This is a genomic window from Duganella margarita (assembly GCF_009857535.1).
GTDB lineage: Bacteria > Pseudomonadota > Gammaproteobacteria > Burkholderiales > Burkholderiaceae_D > Rugamonas > Rugamonas margarita.
The window spans coordinates 38,044-56,704 of sequence record NZ_WWCS01000020.1; the positions used below are offsets into that span (position 1 = coordinate 38,044).

Annotated in this window: 17 protein-coding genes; 10 read left to right on the top strand and 7 right to left on the bottom strand. The window is 63.7% G+C overall.

What is annotated here, in order from left to right:
* Positions 1–19 precede the first annotated feature (19 nt).
* On the top strand, positions 20–664 hold the full coding sequence (locus GTP55_RS23895; RefSeq protein ID WP_161047312.1) for a class I SAM-dependent rRNA methyltransferase: 645 nt from the start codon (positions 20–22) through the stop codon (positions 662–664).
* A gap of 64 nt (positions 665–728) precedes the next feature.
* On the top strand, positions 729–1,847 hold the full coding sequence (locus tag GTP55_RS23900) for a type IV pilus twitching motility protein PilT (RefSeq protein WP_161047313.1): 1,119 nt from the start codon (positions 729–731) through the stop codon (positions 1,845–1,847).
* 3 nt (positions 1,848–1,850) lie between these two features.
* Here GTP55_RS23900 and GTP55_RS23905 read toward each other — a convergent pair whose 3' ends face one another.
* Genes GTP55_RS23905 through GTP55_RS23920 form a run of 4 tightly spaced genes read right to left on the bottom strand, consistent with a single transcriptional unit; the run spans position 1,851 to position 5,011 of the window.
* Entirely contained in the window at positions 1,851–3,125 is a 1,275-nt protein-coding gene (locus GTP55_RS23905) for a cytochrome c (protein ID WP_161047314.1), read from the bottom strand.
* Positions 3,122–3,820: a c-type cytochrome gene (locus GTP55_RS23910; RefSeq protein WP_161047315.1), complete on the bottom strand. Its 699-nt coding sequence runs from the start codon at positions 3,818–3,820 to the stop codon at positions 3,122–3,124. The genes GTP55_RS23905 and GTP55_RS23910 overlap by 4 nt, the downstream gene beginning before the upstream one ends.
* Before the next feature lie 38 nt (positions 3,821–3,858).
* A complete protein-coding gene (locus GTP55_RS23915; protein ID WP_110848560.1) occupies positions 3,859–4,506 on the bottom strand; it encodes a 3'-5' exonuclease in 648 nt (215 codons plus the stop codon).
* A 25-nt stretch (positions 4,507–4,531) separates the two neighbouring features.
* On the bottom strand, positions 4,532–5,011 hold the full coding sequence (locus GTP55_RS23920; protein ID WP_161047316.1) for a ProQ/FINO family protein: 480 nt from the start codon (positions 5,009–5,011) through the stop codon (positions 4,532–4,534).
* A 407-nt stretch (positions 5,012–5,418) separates the two neighbouring features.
* Between GTP55_RS23920 and rpoD the strand changes: the two genes are divergently transcribed.
* From rpoD to GTP55_RS23940, 4 genes are all read left to right on the top strand, one after another.
* Complete coding sequence (gene rpoD / locus GTP55_RS23925) at positions 5,419–7,890, top strand: RNA polymerase sigma factor RpoD (protein ID WP_161047317.1); 2,472 nt, start codon at positions 5,419–5,421, stop codon at positions 7,888–7,890.
* Positions 7,891–7,979: 89 nt separating this feature from the next.
* Entirely contained in the window at positions 7,980–9,056 is a 1,077-nt protein-coding gene (locus GTP55_RS23930; protein WP_161047318.1) for a CPBP family intramembrane glutamic endopeptidase, read from the top strand.
* Between the two features lie 25 nt (positions 9,057–9,081).
* Positions 9,082–9,558, top strand: a complete 477-nt coding sequence (locus GTP55_RS23935) for a hypothetical protein (protein ID WP_161047319.1) — start codon at positions 9,082–9,084, stop codon at positions 9,556–9,558.
* A 10-nt stretch (positions 9,559–9,568) separates the two neighbouring features.
* On the top strand, positions 9,569–9,949 hold the full coding sequence (locus GTP55_RS23940) for a GFA family protein (protein ID WP_161047320.1): 381 nt from the start codon (positions 9,569–9,571) through the stop codon (positions 9,947–9,949).
* Between the two features lie 11 nt (positions 9,950–9,960).
* Here GTP55_RS23940 and GTP55_RS23945 read toward each other — a convergent pair whose 3' ends face one another.
* Together GTP55_RS23945 and ppc are read right to left on the bottom strand one after the other, a co-directional pair.
* Entirely contained in the window at positions 9,961–11,016 is a 1,056-nt protein-coding gene (locus GTP55_RS23945; RefSeq protein WP_161047321.1) for a PAS domain-containing sensor histidine kinase, read from the bottom strand.
* Between the two features lie 294 nt (positions 11,017–11,310).
* On the bottom strand, positions 11,311–14,145 hold the full coding sequence (ppc, locus tag GTP55_RS23950; RefSeq protein WP_161047322.1) for a phosphoenolpyruvate carboxylase: 2,835 nt from the start codon (positions 14,143–14,145) through the stop codon (positions 11,311–11,313).
* A 166-nt stretch (positions 14,146–14,311) separates the two neighbouring features.
* On the opposite strand from ppc, the gene hemC reads away from it, so the two are divergent.
* The 4 genes from hemC to GTP55_RS23970 are packed head-to-tail and all read left to right on the top strand — an operon-like array spanning position 14,312 to position 18,474.
* Complete coding sequence (gene hemC / locus GTP55_RS23955) at positions 14,312–15,325, top strand: hydroxymethylbilane synthase (protein WP_161047354.1); 1,014 nt, start codon at positions 14,312–14,314, stop codon at positions 15,323–15,325.
* A 7-nt stretch (positions 15,326–15,332) separates the two neighbouring features.
* A complete protein-coding gene (locus tag GTP55_RS23960) occupies positions 15,333–16,124 on the top strand; it encodes a uroporphyrinogen-III synthase (protein ID WP_161047323.1) in 792 nt (263 codons plus the stop codon).
* Positions 16,121–17,275 carry a uroporphyrinogen-III C-methyltransferase gene (locus GTP55_RS23965; protein ID WP_161047324.1) on the top strand — a complete coding sequence of 385 codons (1,155 nt, stop codon included), beginning with the start codon at positions 16,121–16,123 and terminating at the stop codon, positions 17,273–17,275. The genes GTP55_RS23960 and GTP55_RS23965 overlap by 4 nt, the downstream gene beginning before the upstream one ends.
* Before the next feature lie 2 nt (positions 17,276–17,277).
* Positions 17,278–18,474, top strand: coding sequence for a heme biosynthesis protein HemY (locus GTP55_RS23970; protein ID WP_161047325.1), 1,197 nt, complete (start codon positions 17,278–17,280; stop codon positions 18,472–18,474).
* Here GTP55_RS23970 and GTP55_RS23975 read toward each other — a convergent pair.
* On the bottom strand, positions 18,471–18,614 hold the full coding sequence (locus GTP55_RS23975; RefSeq protein ID WP_161047326.1) for a hypothetical protein: 144 nt from the start codon (positions 18,612–18,614) through the stop codon (positions 18,471–18,473). The two genes, GTP55_RS23970 and GTP55_RS23975, sit on opposite strands and share 4 nt — an antisense overlap.
* Between the last annotated feature and the right edge of the window lie 47 nt (positions 18,615–18,661).

The following is an 18,661-nucleotide window of genomic DNA, read 5'->3' on the forward strand; positions in this document are numbered from 1 at the left end:
ATGAGGTATCATTCTGCCTATGCTTACTATAACCATCAAACAGGGCAAGGAAAAACGCCTGCTGGCCGGCGATATCCTGATCTACGCCACCGCTATCGAGCGCGTCGACGGTCGCCCGCAAGAAAAGAACAAACCCGGTGGCACGGCCATCCTGCAAACCTCGTCGCGCCAGTTTTTGGCGCGCGCCGCGTGGAATCCCTTGTCCGAGGTGCGCGCCCGCGTCTGGAGCTACAAGGAAGATGAACCGGTCGATCACGCGATGATGAAACGCCGCGTACGCGCCGCCATCGCCAAGCGCGCCGCCGCCGTGCGCGCCGCCGCGCCGACCGATCTGGTGCCGGTGATCCGCGGCGACGAAGACGGCTTGCCCGGCTTGCTGGTCGATAGCTGGGGCGGCACCAGCGGCTACCTGATCTGCCAGTTCCAGGCGGCCGGCGTCGATGCCTGGAAAGTGCCGATCGTGCAGGCCTTGCTGGCCGATACCGGCTGCCCGAATGTCTACGAGCGCTGCGATGATCTGATCCGCAAATCGGAAGGCTTGCCGATCTTTTACCGCGCGCTGGCGGGCGAAGAGCCGCCGGATCACGTGCTGGTCACGGAAAAGGGCCAGCGCTTCAGCATGGATTTGCGCACGGGCTTTAAATACCCGAAGGTCCGCGCTTAAAAAGTTTCGGCGTTGCAAGTTTTTCTCTTATAATCATCCGGCATCCACGGAGATTTGAGCAGAGATGGAACACTACCAATCGTCGCAAATTCGTACCCTGAGCTACATCGAGAACGAAGACCACCCGGTCTTCGGCACGCTCGTCGAGCAGATTCTGCACCTGCTGAACTCCAAGCTGATTTTCAGCGACATCCTGATCCACCAGAACAGTCCGTTGATGCTGCGCCAGCCGAAAGGACTGGTCGCCGTCACCGACTCGCCGATCACGCGCGAGGAATTGCAGGAATTCTTCGAGGTGGTCGAGCCGAACTGGGCGGAGCGCATCCAGGACCGCGCCTTCGACCGCGCGGTCGATCTGCATACGGCCCGCATCCGCGCCAACTGCTTCAGCTTCCAGGGCCGCAAGCGGCTCGGTTGCGTGATCCGCCGCTTCCCGAAAGAACCGATGCCGCTGGCCAAGCTGGGGCTGGGTGAGCACGAGCAGAATTTCGCCAGGCTGACCAGCGGTCTGGTGCTGATCATCGGCGACACCTGCCAGGGCAAGTCGACCACCATCGCCTCGATGCTGGACGAAATCAACAAGCACCGCTCCGGTCACATCATCACGATTGAAGATCCGGTCGAGACGCTGATCCCCCAGCGCCAGTGCGTCATCACCCAGCGCGAGGTGGGCTCCGACGGCGACGTCGAGAGCTTCTACCAGGGTGCGTTGGATGCGCTGCGCGAGCGGCCGGATGTGATCGTCATCGGCGAGATCCGCGACGCGCAGACGGCGCAGGAGGCGCTGGCGCTGTCGGAGGCCGGGCCGCTGGTGCTGGCCTCGCTGCACGCGCGTTCCACCGAGCTCGGCCTGCAGAAGATGCTGCGCCTGCTGGGCAATACCGAAGCGCAGGCGCAGGCCTTGGGGCATGCGCTGCGTGGCGTGCTGTGCCAGGCGCTGCTGCCGGCCGTGAAGGGCGAGCGCTACTATCTGGCCACCGAGTGCCTGACCAACAATCCGCAAGTGACCGAGATGATCGCCAACGGCAAGGTCTCCAACCTGCGCATCTGGATGGAAGACCAGCCGGGCGAGGGCTGCCATACGATGAACACCTCGCTGCACGCGCTGCTGGCCGAGGGCAAGATCGCGGTGCAGGATGCGCGCAACGCCACTACCGACCGGATCGGTTTCGTCGAGCCGTAAGGCTTAGTCCAGCGGCACGGCGCGGAAGCGGTTGACATCGGTGGCGTTGACCGGCGGCGCGTTGTTGCCCCAGGCGCTGCGCAGGTAGGACACCAGCTGCGCCACTTCCAGATCATTCAACGCGTGGCTGAACGGTGGCATGCTGTACGGCCGCGGGTTGCCCGCCGTAGCCGGCGCAAAGCCGCCATTCAGCACCATGCGGATCGGATTGACGGCGTTGGTCATGATCAGCGCCTGGTTGCCGGTCAGCGGCGGATAGGCGGGCGACTGGCCCTTGCCTTCGGCGCCGTGGCACTCCGCACAATGCTTCTCATACAGTTTGGCGCCGGCGGCCAGGAAGGCGACTGCTTCCGGTGCGCCTTCGCGCTCGAAGGCAGCTGGCTTGGCCTCGGCCGGCAGCGCTTTCAGGTAGACGGCGATGGCGTTGATGTCGCCGTCATTCAGGTATTGCAGGCTTTCCTTCACCACTTCGGCCATCGGCCCGAACACGGCGGCGCGCGGCGACACGCCGGTTTTCAGCAGCGCCGCCAGATGGTCCTGTTGCCAGTCGCCGCGGGCGTTCAGCGCCGGCGCGTACCAGCCTTGCGCCGGGATCATGCCGCCGGACAGGCTTTCGCCTTCCGAGCCGCCGAGCGGATTGCGCGCGCTGTGACAGGCGCTGCAATGTCCCAGTCCCTGCACCAGGTAGGCGCCGCGATTCCAGTCCACCGACTGGTTAGTCTCCGGGCGGAATACTTCCGGCTTGAAGTACAGCATGCGCCAGGCGGCCAGCGAGATTTGCAGGCTGTACGGGAAGCGCAGCTGGTGCGGCTGGTTGGCCTGGGTCACGGCCGGCACGGTTTGCAGGTAGGCGTACAGGGCGTCGGCGTCGTCGCGCGTGATGCGGGTGTAGTTGGTGTAGGGGAAGGCTGGGTAGAGCAGGCGGCCGTCACGCGACTGGCCATGGTGCAGGGCGCGCCAGAAGTCGTCGCTCGACCACGTGCCGATGCCGGTGTTGCGGTCGGCGGTGATGTTGGGGGCGATGATCGAGCCGAACGGCGTTTGCAGCGCGCGGCCGCCGGCATAGGGCTGGCCGCCGCGCGTGGTGTGGCAGGCCATGCAGTCGCCGGCTTTGGCGAGGTAGGCGCCACGGGCGAGGCGCTCATCGGCCGCCAGCGCGGCGGTGGCGGCGGAGGGCGGACTATCGTCTGGCCGGCGGAACTGCATGGCCAGCAGGACTGCGGCGACCACAGCGGCGATCAGCGCGGCGGCCATAACGGTATAAACGATTTTCCTCATTTGGCGCCTCCGGCCGGCGGAACGCTGCCGCAGGCGATCGGCAGCGGCAAGGGGATGCTGGCGGCGGGGCGGGCGGCGGCGTCTGGCGTTTGCTTGCTGAGCCAGGACGACACGGCGGCGACATCGCTATCGCTCAGGCGGGCGGCGATGGTGGCCATGCAGTCGGGCGCGGTGGCGCGGCGGCTCTTGTTCTTCCAGTTGCCGAACTGGGCGTTGATGTAGTCGCTGGGCAGCCCCAGCAGTCCTGGGATGGCCGGCTCAACGCCGGTCAGTGCCGCGCCATGGCAACTGACGCAGGCCGGGATTTTCTTCAGCGGATCGCCCTGCCGCACCAGCGCCTCGCCGCGCGCCACTTGTGCCGCCGATGCATTGCTGCCGCTGCCAGGCGGTGGCGGCGGGTAGGGGGGATGCTGGGCGGCGAAGTAATCGGCAATCTCGCGCAGGTAAGCGTCCGACAGGTTGCCGACCATATAGGTCATCATCGGATAATGCCGGTGGCCGTCGCGGAAATGGCGCAGCTGGTTGTACAGGTAGCCGGACGGCTTGCCGGCGATGCGCGGGAAATAAGCATCGCCGCGCTCCTTGACGCTATGACAGGACAGGCAGGCGGCAATCCGCTGTTCCAGCGTATCGGCTGGTGGCAGCGGTGCGGCGGCGAGTGCGGCGGCGAAACCCAAGGCGGAAAAAATCGGCATACCCCTCCTGATACAGGCGGCGCATGGCGGCCGCGCGTCTAGGATAACCCGGTTTTAGGTGGTTTTGGCAATTTGACAGCTTTTAGGGGCGGCAACTTGTTGCCCAGCCCAAGCCAGTGCCGGTAGACCCGCAGCGCCACCTGGGCATCGTCGGCCGCATACAGAATCTGTTTTTCGTTCAGACGCGGCAACGCCCAGTTGGTGGTGGAAATCTTTTTGGATTTTTGCAACTTGCGGCCGAAGAATTTGGCCACCGCCGTCTTGGCGCCGAGGTCGTTGCGTTGACCGGGTGTGCGCAGTGCAACCGACAGGTCGACCACGCCGGCGGTGCGGATATCCAGCTTGGCGTGCAGGCGCTTGACGTCGTCCGACAGGCCAAAACCTATCTTCAGCGGCAACGGGCGCTCCAGAATCGCCAGCAGCATGGCGCGGATGTGCGGCTCGGTGCTGGCGCCGATCTGGAACAGATACGCCTTGTTATCGGTGGCGAACTGGATCAGGTGCGGCCCGGTGGAGGTTTCGCCCCGCGTAAAGGTCGGCTTGGATTCGGTATCGAAGCCGATGGCGTCGCTGGCCAGCAGGGCGTCGCGCGCGGCGACGGCCTGTTCCGGCGTCACCACCATGTGCACATCGGCGATCTGGATGCCGAGATACGGCGGCAGCTCTTCTTCTGCCGCCGCTGCCATGGGCTGATGGTCCAACTCAGCCAACTCAGCTCTTTTTGGCGAACTTCGCGGCCAGCTGGTTCAGCTTGTCAGCGTGCACGCGGGCAGCTTCCTCGGCGGCCTTGGCTTCGCGTTCAGCCTTCTTGCGGTCGGCTTCTTTCTTGAAACGCTCCTGCAGCACCTGGGTCGCGTGGGCGCGGTGGGTGTCGGTCACTTCAGCGCCAGGGGTGCCGTCCAGGTCGTGACGGACCTTGGCTTTTTCCATGACTTTCAGATAGCGCAGCGAGCCGGTATGGATGCCCAGCGCAGTGCGCATGGTTTTGCGATCCAGCTCGGGCATGACGGCCAGCAGCTGCTTGTCGATTCCGATGCTCAGAGGCAGGAAATCGCGGAAAGCAGGGAATTGGGTTTGCAGGTGTTTCAGCAGGCTGCGCGGGGTTTGAGCGGCAGGTGCCGGCGCGGAGGCAGCGGTGGCTGGCTCAGTGGCCGGTGGCTGGGGGGTAAGACTAGTGTTCATCGACTTCATAGGTTAAGCAACAACCGTCAGCATATCATGCTGCCCAACGGATTGCAGTGCCTTTTGGGCTACTGTAGCGAATTGCTCATGCTTAGAATGGTGTTAAGACCTCTTGCAAACGTGCGTAGGCGCCCTAAATTGTGTATAATGCTCGACGCACCAACGGCAGGACGGTGTGATTCAGCTTGGTACAGGATGCGATTCGGATGGTCTGACCAAGGGCTTTTAGCCCTTCTCATTTGCCCTTCTCATTCTTCCCTGAAAAGAGAAACAAGCCCGTGGCAGGATGCGGGCTTTTTTTATTCCGCAGAAAATCGTCAGCTAAATTACAACATTTCCACCCCAGCGCACCTTCGCGGTCGGCGCGGGGTCTGCTTTTTTGTAATTTTCCGGCGCATAGCATTGAGAGATTTCTAATGACAAAACCGAAAACTTTAACGTTGTCCGTCAAAAAGCCCGCCGCCCGCGCCAGCGCTGCGCCATTGGTGGTGCCGAAGACGACTCTGTCTTACGTCATCGACAATGAAGAGGCAGCGAGCAAAGTTACGGTTGTTAAAAAGAAAACCCGCCTGAGTGCCGCTGCCGAAGCCGCCCAGGCGGACGTGCAGTCGGCCGAAGTGGCGGATGACGCCGCCAAAGTCGCCAAGGTGGCGCGCAAGAACGCCATTCCTGGCGCCGTGGCCGACGAGACGCCTGCGGTGACCGTCAAGGTGGCGCCGAAATCCAAGCTGGTCAAGGCCAAGCTGGAACCGGCGCCGGTGGTCACCAGTTCGGCGACCGCACCGTCGGTCAGCCAGGTGACCGATGCCGCCACGCTGGCGTCGATCGATACCTCCGGCTACCTGCTGCCGGGCGTTAAGGTGCCGGGCCGCCGCGGCCGCAAGCCATCCGAATTCACGCCGGAAAACGACGAAGTCGCGGCACTGAACGCGGTGGAGCGCGCCGAGCTGAAAGCCGTGTCGAAAGCCCGCGAGCGCAAAGCCAAGGGTGGCGCCGATCTGCTGGGCCTGGATCCGAAAGCCTCGGCCGAGGAACTGGAAAAACGCCGTACCCAGATCAAGAACCTGATCAATATGGGGAAAGAGCGCGGCTTCCTGACCTATGCCGAGATCAACGACCAGTTGCCGGAAAACATCATCGATCCGGAAGCGATCGAAGGCATCATCGCCACCTTCAACGACATGGGCATCGCCATCTACGAGCGCGCGCCGGATGCGGAAGCGTTGTTGTTGAGCGACAACGTTGCCACCGTGACATCGGACGATGAAGTGGAAGCGGCGGCTGCGACCGCGCTGTCGACCGTCGATTCCGACTTCGGCCGCACCACCGACCCGGTCCGCATGTATATGCGTGAAATGGGCGCCGTGGCGCTGCTGACCCGTGAAGGCGAGATCGAAATCGCCAAGCGCATCGAAGAAGGCCTGAAGGACATGATCCAGGCGATTTCGGCCTGCCCGACCACCATCGCCGAAATCCTCACGCTGGCCGACAAGATCTCGTCCGACGAAATGAAGGTGGACGACGTGGTCGACGGTTTTGTCGATCCGGACGACGCCGCGCCTGCGCCGGCCGTGGTCGCCACCGCATCGTCGGATGACGACGAGGACGAGGAAGACGACGGCGAAGAGGAAGACGGCGACGTCGGCGGCGGCGCCGCCGGCTACTCGACCGAGCAACTGGCGCAGCTGAAAATCGCCGCGCTGGACAAATTCGCCTTCATCTCGGCCCAGTTCGAGAAAATGCGCAAGGCGTCGGGCGGCTATGCGTCGAAAGCCTACGTGACCGCGCAGGAAGCCATCTCGGCCGAACTGCTGGGCATCCGCTTCACCGCCAAGGTGGTCGAGAAGCTGTGCGACACGCTGCGTGGCCAGATGGAAGAAGTGCGCTCGATCGAACGCGCCGTGCTGGACCTGTGCGTCAACCGTTGCGGCATGCCGCGCGCGCACTTCATCAAAGTGTTCCCGGGCAATGAGACGGATCTGGACTGGGTCGATGGCGAAGTCGATGCCGGCTATCCTTACAGCACTGTGCTGGGCCGTAACGTGCCGGCCGTGAAAGAGCTGCAACGCAAGATGATCGACCTGCAACTGCGCGTGGCGCTGCCGCTGGCTGACCTGCGCAAGATTAACAAGCAGATGGCCGCCGGCGAAAAACGTGCGCGCCAGGCCAAGCGTGAAATGACGGTGGCCAACTTGCGCTTGGTGATTTCGATCGCCAAGAAGTACATCAACCGCGGCCTGCAATTCCTGGACCTGATCCAGGAAGGCAATATCGGCCTGCTGAAGGCGGTGGACAAGTTCGAATACCGTCGCGGCTACAAGTTCTCGACCTACGCGACCTGGTGGATTCGCCAGGCCATCACGCGGTCGATCGCCGACATGGCCCGTACCATCCGCGTGCCGGTGCACATGATCGAAACCATCAACAAGATGAACCGCATCTCGCGCCAGATCATGCAGGAAACCGGCAGCGAGCCGGATCTGGCGACGCTGGCGCTGAAGATGGAAATGCCGGAGAACAAAGTCCGCGAAATCATGAAGATCGCCAAAGAGCCGATCTCGATGGAAACGCCGATGGGCGAGGACGGCGATTCGCAACTGGGCGACTTCATCGAAGACAACACCACGCTGGCGCCGCTGGATGCCGCGCTGCACGCCTCGATGCGCAACGTCATCAAGGAAGTGCTGGATTCGCTGACCCCGCGCGAAGCCAAAGTGCTGCGCATGCGCTATGGCGTGGAAATGTCGAACGACCACACGCTGGAAGAAGTGGGCAAACAGTTCGACGTGACCCGTGAGCGTATCCGTCAGATCGAAGCCAAGGCGATGAGCAAGCTGCGCCAGCCGTCGCGTTCGGACAAGCTGAAAACTTTCCTGACCCAAAACTAAGGTTCAGCGAAGCAAGCAGAAAGGGAGGCCTCGTGCCTCCCTTTTTTTCATGCTAGCATTGCCAAATTAAAAACTTGGCTGCTTAGATAATGGATGAACCGCAATTGCTGAAGCCGCGTTACCGCACCATGTGGCTGGGCGTGCTGGCGGGGCTGGCGTCGATGATGCTGGCGTGGACTTTGCACCGGATGCTGGCGGCCAGCCAGCGCCTGCCTGGCGATACGGTCTTCACCGATCATTCCGACTCGCCTATGTGGCTGCTGATCCAGCTGGTAGACCTGGCTGGCGGCGTGGCGGCCGGCATGGCTGCCGCGCACTGGTCGCAACGCTGGTCGTGGCGGGCGGTGGCGGGCGTGCTGGCGGTGCTGGTGATGAACGGGTTGATGGAGACGCCATCTTCGCATGACGGTTTCCGTATGCTGATGTCGTTTCTGGCCAGTCCGGTGGGCCTGCTGCTGGGCGCCTGCTACTACCGCCATCTGGAACGCACGCGGCCAGAGGTTCATGTGCCGCCGGTGTCCATCGATCACTTGCAGGTGCCGGATACGCCGTACAACGAGGCCGTCGTGGTGGGTGCGCTGTGTTTCGGCTATTTCATCCTCGGCTCGACCATTGCGGTGTTTTCTCAAGGCGGCACGCAGGCGTTTTCCGATAACAGCCTGCTGGCGATCGTGGTGCTGGAGCTGATGCTCGGCGCCTGTGCGCTGGGCGTGCTGTATGCGCGCGGCTACCCGCTGCGGACCTTGTTGCCAAGGCCATCGTGGGGCGGCGCGCTGATTGGCGCCGGCTTGTATATGTTGACGGTGGGCTGCAATGTGCTGGTCACTGGTTTTGCATCGGACGATCTGACGCAGCCGGTTCAACGCCTGCTGGAAGGGCAGCGTTCGATGAGCGCGTTGCTGCTGCTGTCGCTGGTCAACGGCGTGTATGAGGAAGTCTTTTTGCTGGCCTTCCTGCAACGCGGCTTGCGCCGGCTGGGCGGCTCCAATGCGGTGGGCGTGGTGTTGCTGGTGCGGATGCTGTATCACACCTATCAGGGGCCGCTCGGCTTGCTGTCGGTAGCGTTCTTCGGCTTGGTGGTCGGCGTTTATTACTGGCGCAGCGGCCGGCTGTTTCCGGTCATCGTCGCGCACATCGTGGCGGATGTGTCCGCGCTGGCGTCGTGATGTGTTTAAAACTCAGGGGAGCGTGATGAAAAAACTGTGGTTGATTTTGATGAGCCTGTCCGCCTCCGCCATGGCGCAGGATATCGTGCTCACCGGCCGGCTGGAATCTGCTACCGTGATACCGTTTGGCGTGGACAGCTGCAAATCGCAGAGCGGCAGCACGCCGAACGCCGGCGGCAGCACGCGGGTGACGATCTCCAACGCCTGCGGCTGCCAGGAGATCAAGCTGAAAGTGGAGCAGGTCTACGCCGGCTCGAGCGCCAGGCCGGGCGAGGTGGTAACCGTGCATACCGATCTGGGCGAGTGGTGCAAGCCGTCGCTGCCGGTGACGCGTGATCCGGTGCTGGTGCATGCGCGGGGCGATGGCCTGTTCTACTGGTCGGCATTGACCAGCCAGGACGGCGCGCTGTACTTCGAGCCGGCGCGCCTGGCGCTCAAGGGCGTTACGCCGCGCAAGGAACTGGCGCCACTGAATGCACTGCCGGAGATGCTGAAACAATAAGGAGGCGACCATGGGAGATTGCGGCGACCTGCACGGCAGCTGTTTATGCGGCGGCATACGTTATCGCGCCGCGCTGCCGGTCTTTCACGCCAGCCACTGCTACTGCTCCATGTGTCAGAAGCAGCATGGCGCGGCTGCGGGATCGTATGCCAATGTCGCCAGCGCCGGCCTGGTGATCGAGCAGGGCGCGCAGCTGGTCACCGAGTACGCCTCGTCCGATGACGGCCGCCGCGACTTCTGTCGCGTCTGCGGCTCGACTCTGTTCTGGCGCAGCACAGCGTCGCCGGACCGCATCGCCATTGCGCTTGGCACGCTGGAGCCGGAATACAGCGGACCGGTCGAGCGCGAACTGTTTGTCGAAAACAAGCCTGCCTGGCTGCCGTGCGGATAGGTCAGCCCCGGTCAGTCCCGGTCAGGGCGGCAAATAATGTGCAGCGCGGTGCCGGCGCCGACGCTGACGGTCAGCGTGCCGCCCAGCGCGCTCAGGCGCTGACGCATGGCGTTCAGTGCTGCCGCCTCGGCCGGGTAGGAGGCGCCGGGAGGGCGGTCGCCGCTGAGCGTGATGGCGATCTGCGACGTGCACAGGCTCAGTTCCACCTGCAACAGCCGGGCGCTGGTGCTCAGGTATTCCAGGCCGGTCTGGATAATATGAAACAAGGCGCTGACGGTCTGTGGCGACAGCACCGCGCGGTCGTCCAGCACGCGCAACGCGCATTGCAGGCCCTGGCGCCGCGCAATCTGCTGCAACTGCCATTCGATGGCGGCGCTCAAACCGAGCTCCAATGTCGCCGGATGCAATTCGTTGATGATATGGCGCACGGCGTCGATGCTGGCGTCCAGCGTCGCCAGCGCCTGCACGGCGCGTTCGTGCAGCAGCGGCTGCGTGGTGCCGGTGCGCGCGTGCAGCATGGCGATGTCCAGCTTGAGCGCCACCAGATTCTGCGCCAGGTTGTCGCGCATGCTGGTGGCCAGGCGGCGGTGCTGGTTTTCGGTGGCGTCCTGCCGTTCGCCGGCGATCTGCTGCGCCAACTGCAGCGCGTCGGCCAGCGCGGTTTCCTTGCGCTGGCGCTCGGTGATGTCCAGACTGCTGCCGATCAGCAGATAGGGCTGACCGCCGGCGTCATAGACCGGGTGCTTATAGGTCAGCATCAGCCGGGTTTCCTGCAGGCCTGCGTGCCACAGCGGCACTTCCTCGATGACGGTTTCGCCCCGATCGAACGCCATGCGGTCGTACTGGTGGTGCAGGCTGAGCTGCTCTGGCGGGAACACCCCGGCGCCATCCTGGCCGGCGATGTCTTCAAAACGCACGCCCCACATCGCTTCGCATGCCGGATTCATCATCACCACGCGCGAGGCGGCGTCCTTGACGAACAGCGGCTGGGGCATCATCGACACCACCCGGCGTACTTCCTCGCTACTGATGGAGCCTTCCTTGAATCCGGTGAAAAGACGCTGCAAGTCTGCATTGGGTGGCAAGTTCGGCAGGCGAGGCATAAGTGTTTCACTCAGCAAATGTTTCGCCGATTATAATGTGAAATTGCGAAATTGTCATGTAAAAATAGAAACACCCCGACTAGCGGTAATGTCGTCCAGTTAAGCTGACATTTCACACTGTCATTCCCGCGAAAGCGGGAATCCATAGGACGATTGCCGGGCAAACGCGGCATGGGTTCCCGCTTGCGCGGGAACGACGTTGCTTAACTGAACGGCATCGCCGACCAGCGGGGTGTTGGTAGCGTTGCCGTGTTGTTTTTAGCCGGTATTGCGCAGTCCGGCAGCGACACCGTTGATCGACAGGTGAATGCCGCGGTGCACGCGTTCGTCGGCTTTGCTCTCCGACGACAGCGCGCGGTGGCGCTTGATCAGCTCAACCTGCAAGTGATTCAGCGGGTCCAGATACGCAAAGCGGTTCTGGATCGAACGCGCCAGCAGCGGGTTGCCGGCCAGGCGTTCGCCGGCCCCGGTGATGCTTTGCAGGATCTCCAGCGTGTTGGCGTGCTCGTCGGTGATGCGCTTGAAGATGCGGTCGCGCAGTTCCTTGTCCTGCACCAGCTCGGCGTAACGCGAGGCGATCGCCAGGTCGGTCTTGGCCAGCACCATGTCCATGTTCGACAGCAGCGTGGCGAACAGCGGCCAGTGCTTGAACATCGCTTGCAGCTGCGCCAGGCGCTCGGCCTGGTCGCCGTCGGCAATCCAGCCGCCGATGGCGCTGGCGAAACCGTACCAGCCCGGCAGCAGCAGGCGGCACTGGCCCCACGAGAAGCCCCATGGAATCGCCCGCAGGTCTTCAATCCGCTTGGTCGATTTGCGCGAGGCCGGACGCGAACCGAGGTTCAGTTCGGCAATTTCAGCAATCGGCGTGGCGGTGAAGAAGTAGTCGGTGAAGCCCGGGGTTTCATAGACCAGATTGCGGTAGGCCTGGTAGGCGCGGTCCGAAATCTCGGCCATGATGGTCTCGAACTGGTGCAGTTGCTTGCTGTGTTCGGTGTCTTCCGGCTGCGGCATCAGGCTCGCTTCCAGCGTGGCGGCGACCAGCAGTTCCAGGTTGCGGCGGCCGATGTCCTTGTTGGAGAACTTGGAGGCGATGATTTCGCCCTGTTCGGTCAGGCGGATCTGGCCGTTGACGGTGCCGTGCGGCTGCGCCAGGATGGCGTCGTACGACGGACCGCCGCCACGGCCGACGGTGCCGCCCCGGCCATGGAACAGGCGCAGCTTGACGCCGGCGTTTTCAAACACCTTGACCAGGTTGGTTTCGGCCTTGTACAGCTCCCAGTTGGAGGTGAGGAAGCCGCCATCCTTGTTGGAGTCCGAATAGCCCAGCATCACTTCCTGGATCTGGCCCTGCTTGGCGATCAGTTGCTTGACCAGCGGGATGGCCATCACGGCTTCCATGATGCCGGACGCGCGTTGCAGGTCGGGGATGGTCTCGAACAGCGGGATTACCATCAGGTCCAGCTCAGGTTCAGCTTGCCCCGCGGCGAGGCGCAGCAGGCCCAGCTCTTTTTGCAGCAGCAGCACTTCCAGCAGGTCGGACACGGTCTCGGTGTGCGAGATGATGTAGTTGCGGATCGCGCGGGCACCGTAGCGGGCGCGGATCTGGCGCGCCGCGCGCAGCACGCCAAGTTCCGATACGGTCTCGGCCGAGTAGTTGATGTACGGCGAATTGAGCAGGCGCGGTTGCGCCAGCTCGCCCAGCAGCAGCGCGATCTTGGCGTCTTCGTCCAGCGCGGCGTAGTCGGCCTGCACGCCGGCGGTGGAGAACAGTTCCGCCAGCACGCGCTCGTGGACGTCGGACGACTGCCGCATGTCCAGCGAGGCCAGATGGAAGCCGAAGATGTCGGCCGCGCGCTTCAGCGTGGCCAGGCGCGGCTGCACCAGCACCTCGCCGTGGTTGGCGGTCAGCGAGTCGATCAGCACTTGCAGGTCGGCGGCGAAGTCGGCGGCGCCGTGGTACGGCTCGGCGTGGCCGACTTCCTTGCGCAGGATGTTGGTGGCGCCCAGGGCGCGCGCGGTCGAGGCCAGGCGGGCGTAGATGCCAATCAGCGCGCGGCGATACGGTTCGTCGGCGCGGTGGTCGGAGGTGTCGGGCGACTGGTCGGCCAGCGCTTGCAATGCCGGCGAGCACGCCACCATCAGCGTCGAGATCGACAGTTCGGCGCCCAGCGTGTGCGCTTCTTCCAGGTAGAAGTCGAGGATGGTGGTGGCCTGGCGCGTCAGCGCGTGCGACATCGTGTCGCCGTTGACGTTGGGATTGCCGTCGCGGTCACCGCCGATCCAGCTGCCCATCTGCACATATGGTGCGGTGATCGCCTGCGGCTGCTCGTCGTTGCCGTAGTGGTGGGCGATGTCCTGCTCGATGTCATCGTACAACCCCGGCAGTTCGCGCAGGAAGGTGATGCGGTAGTAGGACAGGGCGTTTTCGATTTCGTCGGCCACGGTCAGCTTGGAGTAGCGCAGCATGCGGGTCTGCCACAGCGTGGCGATGCGCGCTTTTAGCAGGTGCATATTGGCGGCGGTTTCCTTCGGCGTCAGCGGCAGGTCGCGTTCGGCCAGCAGGCGCGCGATGTCGTGCTCGGCGTCGAGGATGGACTTGCGCTGCACTTCGGTCGGGTGGGCGGTCAGCACCGGCGAGATCAGCGCCTCCTGGAAGAAGGTCGAGACGGTCTGCTGGCTGACGCCGGCTTCCTTCAGCTTGCACAGCGCGTAGTTGACGCTGCCTTGCTGCGGCCTGGAGCCGGCCAGCAGGTGGGCGCGGCGGCGGCGGATGTGGTGCTGGTCTTCGGCGATATTGGCCAGGTGCGAGAAGTACGAGAAGGCGCGCACCACCGAAATGGTCTGCTCCTTGGTCAGGATCTTCAGCATGCCGTCCAGTTCCTTGGCGGCGCCGGCGTCGGCCTCGCGGCGGAAGCGCACGGCGGTCTGGCGAATGGTCTCGACCACGGCGTAGACTTCCTCGCCCTCCTGGTCGCGCAAGACATCGCCCAGCAGGCGGCCTAATAAGCGGATGTCTTCCTTCAATGGCGCGTCTTTGTCGGCGCCCGGTTGTTCAGCAACGTGTTCGTTCAATGCACTAGATGGATTGGCCATGTGTTTTAAGTCACGAAAGGTGAAATATGTCGGTGCGTAGGCTTATGGCCCGGTTCTGCAAGAAGGTGAGCATGCTAAAATTTGTGATCTTAAACACGCGCGTGGTACTGGCTTGCGCCGGTTAGCGTCAGCTACAGCGAAAGAACTGGTTTTGAAAACATCCGAATTGGTACAAAACTCCCCGTCCAGATTGGTCATTGCGTCGCGGGAGAGCCGTCTCGCCATGTGGCAAGCCGAGCACGTCCGCGATCGCTTGACATTATTATATCCGCAGTGCGATGTCAAAATTGTCGGAATGACGACGCGTGGCGATCAAATTCTGGATCGCACCTTGTCGAAGGTGGGGGGCAAGGGCCTGTTTGTCAAAGAACTGGAAGTGGCAATGGCCGAAGGCCGCGCCGATCTGGCCGTGCACTGCCTGAAAGACATGCCGATGGTGTTGCCTGAAGGCTTCGCCATGGCGGCGGTGATGGAGCGCGAAGATGCGCGCGACGCTTTTGTTTCCAACGATTACGCTTCCCTCGACGACTTGCCGGCTGGCGCGGTGGTCGGCACCAGCAGCCTGCGCCGCCAGGCGCTGATTGCCGCCCGCTATCCGCAACTGGTGATCAAGCCGCTGCGCGGCAACCTGGACACCCGTCTGGCCAAGCTGGACCGTGGCGAGTATGCCGCCATCATCCTGGCTGCAGCCGGCCTCAACCGTTTGGGCCTGGCCGCGCGCATCCGTGCGCTGCTGTCGCCGGAAACCAGTTTGCCGGCGCCGGGACAGGGCACGCTGGCGATTGAGATTCCCGAACGTGACGATGGCCTCGACCTGGTCGCGCTGCTGGCGCCGCTGCATCACGCGCACAGCGCGCTGGTGTCGATCGCCGAGCGCAAGGTGTCGCAAGTGTTTGGCGGCAGCTGCCAGATTCCGCTGGCGTCCTACGCCACCATCGATGGCGACCAGATGCACCTGCGCGCCATGGTGGCGACGCCGGACGGCACGCGCATGATCAGCGCCGAAGCGCGCGGCCCGGCCGCCGACGCCGAAGCGCTGGGCCTGCAAGTGGCCGAGCTGCTGCGGGTGCAGGACGCCGAAGGCATCCTGGCCGCCTGCCTGAGCGAAGCGGCGCAAGCCGACGACGATGCGCGCTCGGCCGAGCTGGCCGCCAGCGCCGCCGGCAAGCCGGCCGCCTGATCCGGGGATGGCCGGCGCCGTCGTCATCACCCGTCCGCTGGCGCAAGCCGCGCCGCTGGCCGCCCGCGTGGCGGCCCTGGGCCGTACGGTCGAAGTGCTGCCGCTGCTGGATATCGCGCCGCTGGCCGACCAGCGGCCGCTGCAAGCCACGCTGGCCCGGCTGGCGGATTATGCACTGGTGGCCTTCGTCTCGCCCAACGCCATCGATGCCGCGTTTGCGCATATAAAGCAGTGGCCGCCGGAGGTGACGCTGGCGGTGGTGGGCGAGGGCAGCCGCACCGCGCTGGCGGTGCACGGCGTCACGCCGGACCGCTACCGCATCGTCTGCCCGGCCGACAACGTGCCCAGCGACTCCGAACACCTGCTGCAGGCACTGGACCTGGCGGCCTTGAAAGGCCGGCCGGTGCTGATCATCCGCGGCGAAAGCGGCCGCGAACTGATGGGCGACGGCCTGCGCGCCGCCGGCGCCTTGGTCGACGTGGCGCCAGCCTACCGCCGCTCGGTGCCGCCGCTGACGGCCGAACTGGGCGCCACGTTGCGCCGTTTGCTGGCGCAGCAAAACGACTGGATCATCACCAGCTCCGAGGCTTTACGCGGCCTGTGCGGCATCCTGGCCGAATTGGACTTGCAGCACCCTGACGCGATGCAGCACAATAGCGTTGTAGCTATGCAACAACAGCATCTGATCGTGCCCCACGCCCGAATTGCCGAAACGGCAAATAATTTGGGGTTTTCCAAGCTGACGCTCACCGGATCAGGCGACGAACGCCTGCTGGCCGCGTTACAATCATGCCTATGAACGATTTGCCTACTTTACCTGACCCAGCCGTCTCGTCCGCCAAAGCCAGCGAGATCCCGCCTGCGGCCACGCCGCCAACGCAGTCTGAACCGAGCCTGCTCGAAACCCTGCAACAGCCGCAAATGCTGTCGGTGGGGATACTTGTGCTGGCGATCCTGCTGGCCGGCCAGACCTGGTATTCGCATGCGCGGGTCAGCAAGCTGCGCGAGGAAGTGGCGATGCGCCTGCAAAAAGGCGACGCCATCAATGCCGACACCGGCAGCCAGGTGCATAGCGTGCAGGAGAGCACGAAGGAGTTGCAAGCCAAGGTCGCGCTGCTGGAAAGCAAGCAACAGGAAGCGCAGAGCCAGCAACTGGCGCTGGAGCAGCTGTATCAGGATCTGTCGAAAAACCGCGACGAATGGGCGCTGACCGAGATCGAGCAAGTGCTGTCGACCGCGTCTCAGCAGCTGCAGCTGGCTGGCAACGTGCCGGGCGCGCTGATCGCGCTGCAGAATGCCGACCGCAGCCTGTCGCGTTCCGACAAGCCGCAGTTCATCACCATCCGCCGCGCCATCGCGCGCGATACCGACAAGCTGAAAGCGCTGCCGAGCGTCGACTCGGTCGGCGTCGCGCTGCGCCTGGACAACGCGATTGCGCAAATCGATACGCTGCCGATGCTGTCGGACGAAAAACAGGCAGCGCCGGCGCTGCCTGAAAAGAAAGTCAAAACCAAGGTCGTGCACGGCAAGGACGGCAAGCCGGTGGTGGTCGAACAAACCACCAGCCCATGGCTGCAAGCCTTGCAGGACGGCTGGAATGGCTGGAGCAGCGAAATGTGGAGCGACATGCGTGATCTGGTGCGGGTGCGCAATGTGAACACGCCGGACGCGTTGATGCTGTCGCCAACCCAGGCCTACTTCATGCGCGAAAATCTCAAGCTGCGTTTGCTGAACGCGCGCATGGCGCTGCTGTCGCGTAACGAAGGCGCTTTCCGCGCCGACCTGATCGCCGCGCAGGACGCGCTGGTCAAGTATTTCGACACCCGCGCCCGTTCCACCCAGACCGTGCAGGCGTTGCTGCGTCAGGTGCAGAGCAGCAATCTCGCGATTGAGATGCCGACCCTGTCCGACAGCCTGAACGCGGTGCGCAACTACAAAGCGAAGCCATAGTCATGCGTTTATTTCTCTGGTTAGTCGCCATGATGGCCGCCGCCATCGGTATTGCCGTGACGGCGCGCTTCAATCCGGGCAATGTGGTGCTGTTCTATCCGCCGCACCGGATCGACCTGTCGCTGAACTTCTTCGTGGTGCTGGAGCTGGCGCTGTTCGTCTTCCTGTACATCGTGATCCGCGCCTTCCGTGCGACGGTCAAGATGCCACGCAAGGTCGCCGCCTACCGCCAGCAAAAGCGCGAACGCGATGGCAACAAGGGCCTGCGCGAAGCGCTGAAGGCGCTGTTTGAAGGCCGCTTCGGCCATGCCGAAAAAGCCGCGCTGCGCGCTTCCGAATTGCCGGAAAATGTCGGCGTGGCGTCGCTGATCGGCGCCCGCGCCGCGCACCGCATGCGCCAGTCGGCCCGCCGCGACCAGTGGCTGAACAAGCTGGTCGATGACAACGCGATGAAAACCGCGCGCCTGATGACCATGACTGAACTGCTGGTCGACGATCATCAGCCGGAAGCGGCGCTGGACGCCGTGCGCGAACTGAACGCCAGCGGCACGCGTCACATTCACGCGTTGCAGATGTCGCTCAAAGCGCAGCAGCAGGCCAAGAACTGGCCGGAAGTGCTGCGCCTGGTGCGTTCGCTGGACAAGCACCGCGCGTTGCATCCGGCCTTGTCGTCGCGTCTGCGCGAGCTGGCGTATGACGATTTGCTGTCCGATCCGACCCACGATGCGGAATCGCTGCTGCGGGTGTGGGGCACGGTGCCGACCGCCGACCGCATCAAGCCGTACGTGGCGTGCCGCGCCGCCGCCGCGCTGAATGCGCGTGGCCTGCATGACGAGGCGCGCCTGGTGGCGGAAGAATCGCTGGCCGCCGACTGGGACGACCGCGTGGTGCGGACCTACCGCGAAGCCGCCGCGCCAGCCGGTTCGGCGGCGTTGCTGATGCAGATCGAGCATTGCGAGAACTGGGCCAACGCCCGTCCGACCGACGCCGAACTGGCGCTGACGCTGGGTTCGCTGTGCCTGAAGCAGAAACTGTGGGGCAAGGCGCAGCGCTATCTGGAGCAGGCCTTGTCGGACGCCTCCGACCCGCGCATGGTGCGCGAATCGCACCTGAAGCTGGCGCAGCTGCATGAAGCGCTGGGGCAAGACGAAGAAGCCGCCAACCACTACCGCCAGTGCGCACTGGCGACGATCCTCTAAACAGAAGGCCGGTCATCACCGGCCTTTTTTTCGTTCGGATATTTTTTCTTCAGGTACAGATAAACCCAGAGTGTCGCTGCCGACCCACCGAAGATGCCAATAGCGAGGATGATATACAGATAAATGTCTAACGGCTTCATGCTGAACTCCACGCCGAGAAATGTTGAAATAGTATGAAACCTAAGGT

Bases quoted from the DNA above. Each gene is read 5' to 3' on its own strand.
- GTP55_RS23905 (WP_161047314.1), bottom strand. From the start codon at position 3,125: ATGAGGAAAATCGTTTATACCGTTATGGCCGCCGCGCTGATCGCCGCT.
- GTP55_RS23970 (WP_161047325.1), top strand. From the start codon at position 17,278: ATGCGTTTATTTCTCTGGTTAGTCGCCATGATGGCCGCCGCCATCGGT.
- GTP55_RS23960 (WP_161047323.1), top strand. From the start codon at position 15,333: ATGGCCGGCGCCGTCGTCATCACCCGTCCGCTGGCGCAAGCCGCGCCG.
- GTP55_RS23975 (WP_161047326.1), bottom strand. From the start codon at position 18,614: ATGAAGCCGTTAGACATTTATCTGTATATCATCCTCGCTATTGGCATC.
- GTP55_RS23940 (WP_161047320.1), top strand. From the start codon at position 9,569: ATGGGAGATTGCGGCGACCTGCACGGCAGCTGTTTATGCGGCGGCATA.
- GTP55_RS23935 (WP_161047319.1), top strand. From the start codon at position 9,082: ATGAAAAAACTGTGGTTGATTTTGATGAGCCTGTCCGCCTCCGCCATG.
- rpoD (WP_161047317.1), top strand. From the start codon at position 5,419: ATGACAAAACCGAAAACTTTAACGTTGTCCGTCAAAAAGCCCGCCGCC.
- GTP55_RS23920 (WP_161047316.1), bottom strand. From the start codon at position 5,011: ATGAAGTCGATGAACACTAGTCTTACCCCCCAGCCACCGGCCACTGAG.
- GTP55_RS23930 (WP_161047318.1), top strand. From the start codon at position 7,980: ATGGATGAACCGCAATTGCTGAAGCCGCGTTACCGCACCATGTGGCTG.
- GTP55_RS23895 (WP_161047312.1), top strand. From the start codon at position 20: ATGCTTACTATAACCATCAAACAGGGCAAGGAAAAACGCCTGCTGGCC.
- GTP55_RS23900 (WP_161047313.1), top strand. From the start codon at position 729: ATGGAACACTACCAATCGTCGCAAATTCGTACCCTGAGCTACATCGAG.
- GTP55_RS23910 (WP_161047315.1), bottom strand. From the start codon at position 3,820: ATGCCGATTTTTTCCGCCTTGGGTTTCGCCGCCGCACTCGCCGCCGCA.
- ppc (WP_161047322.1), bottom strand. From the start codon at position 14,145: ATGGCCAATCCATCTAGTGCATTGAACGAACACGTTGCTGAACAACCG.
- GTP55_RS23915 (WP_110848560.1), bottom strand. From the start codon at position 4,506: ATGGCAGCGGCGGCAGAAGAAGAGCTGCCGCCGTATCTCGGCATCCAG.
- GTP55_RS23965 (WP_161047324.1), top strand. From the start codon at position 16,121: ATGAACGATTTGCCTACTTTACCTGACCCAGCCGTCTCGTCCGCCAAA.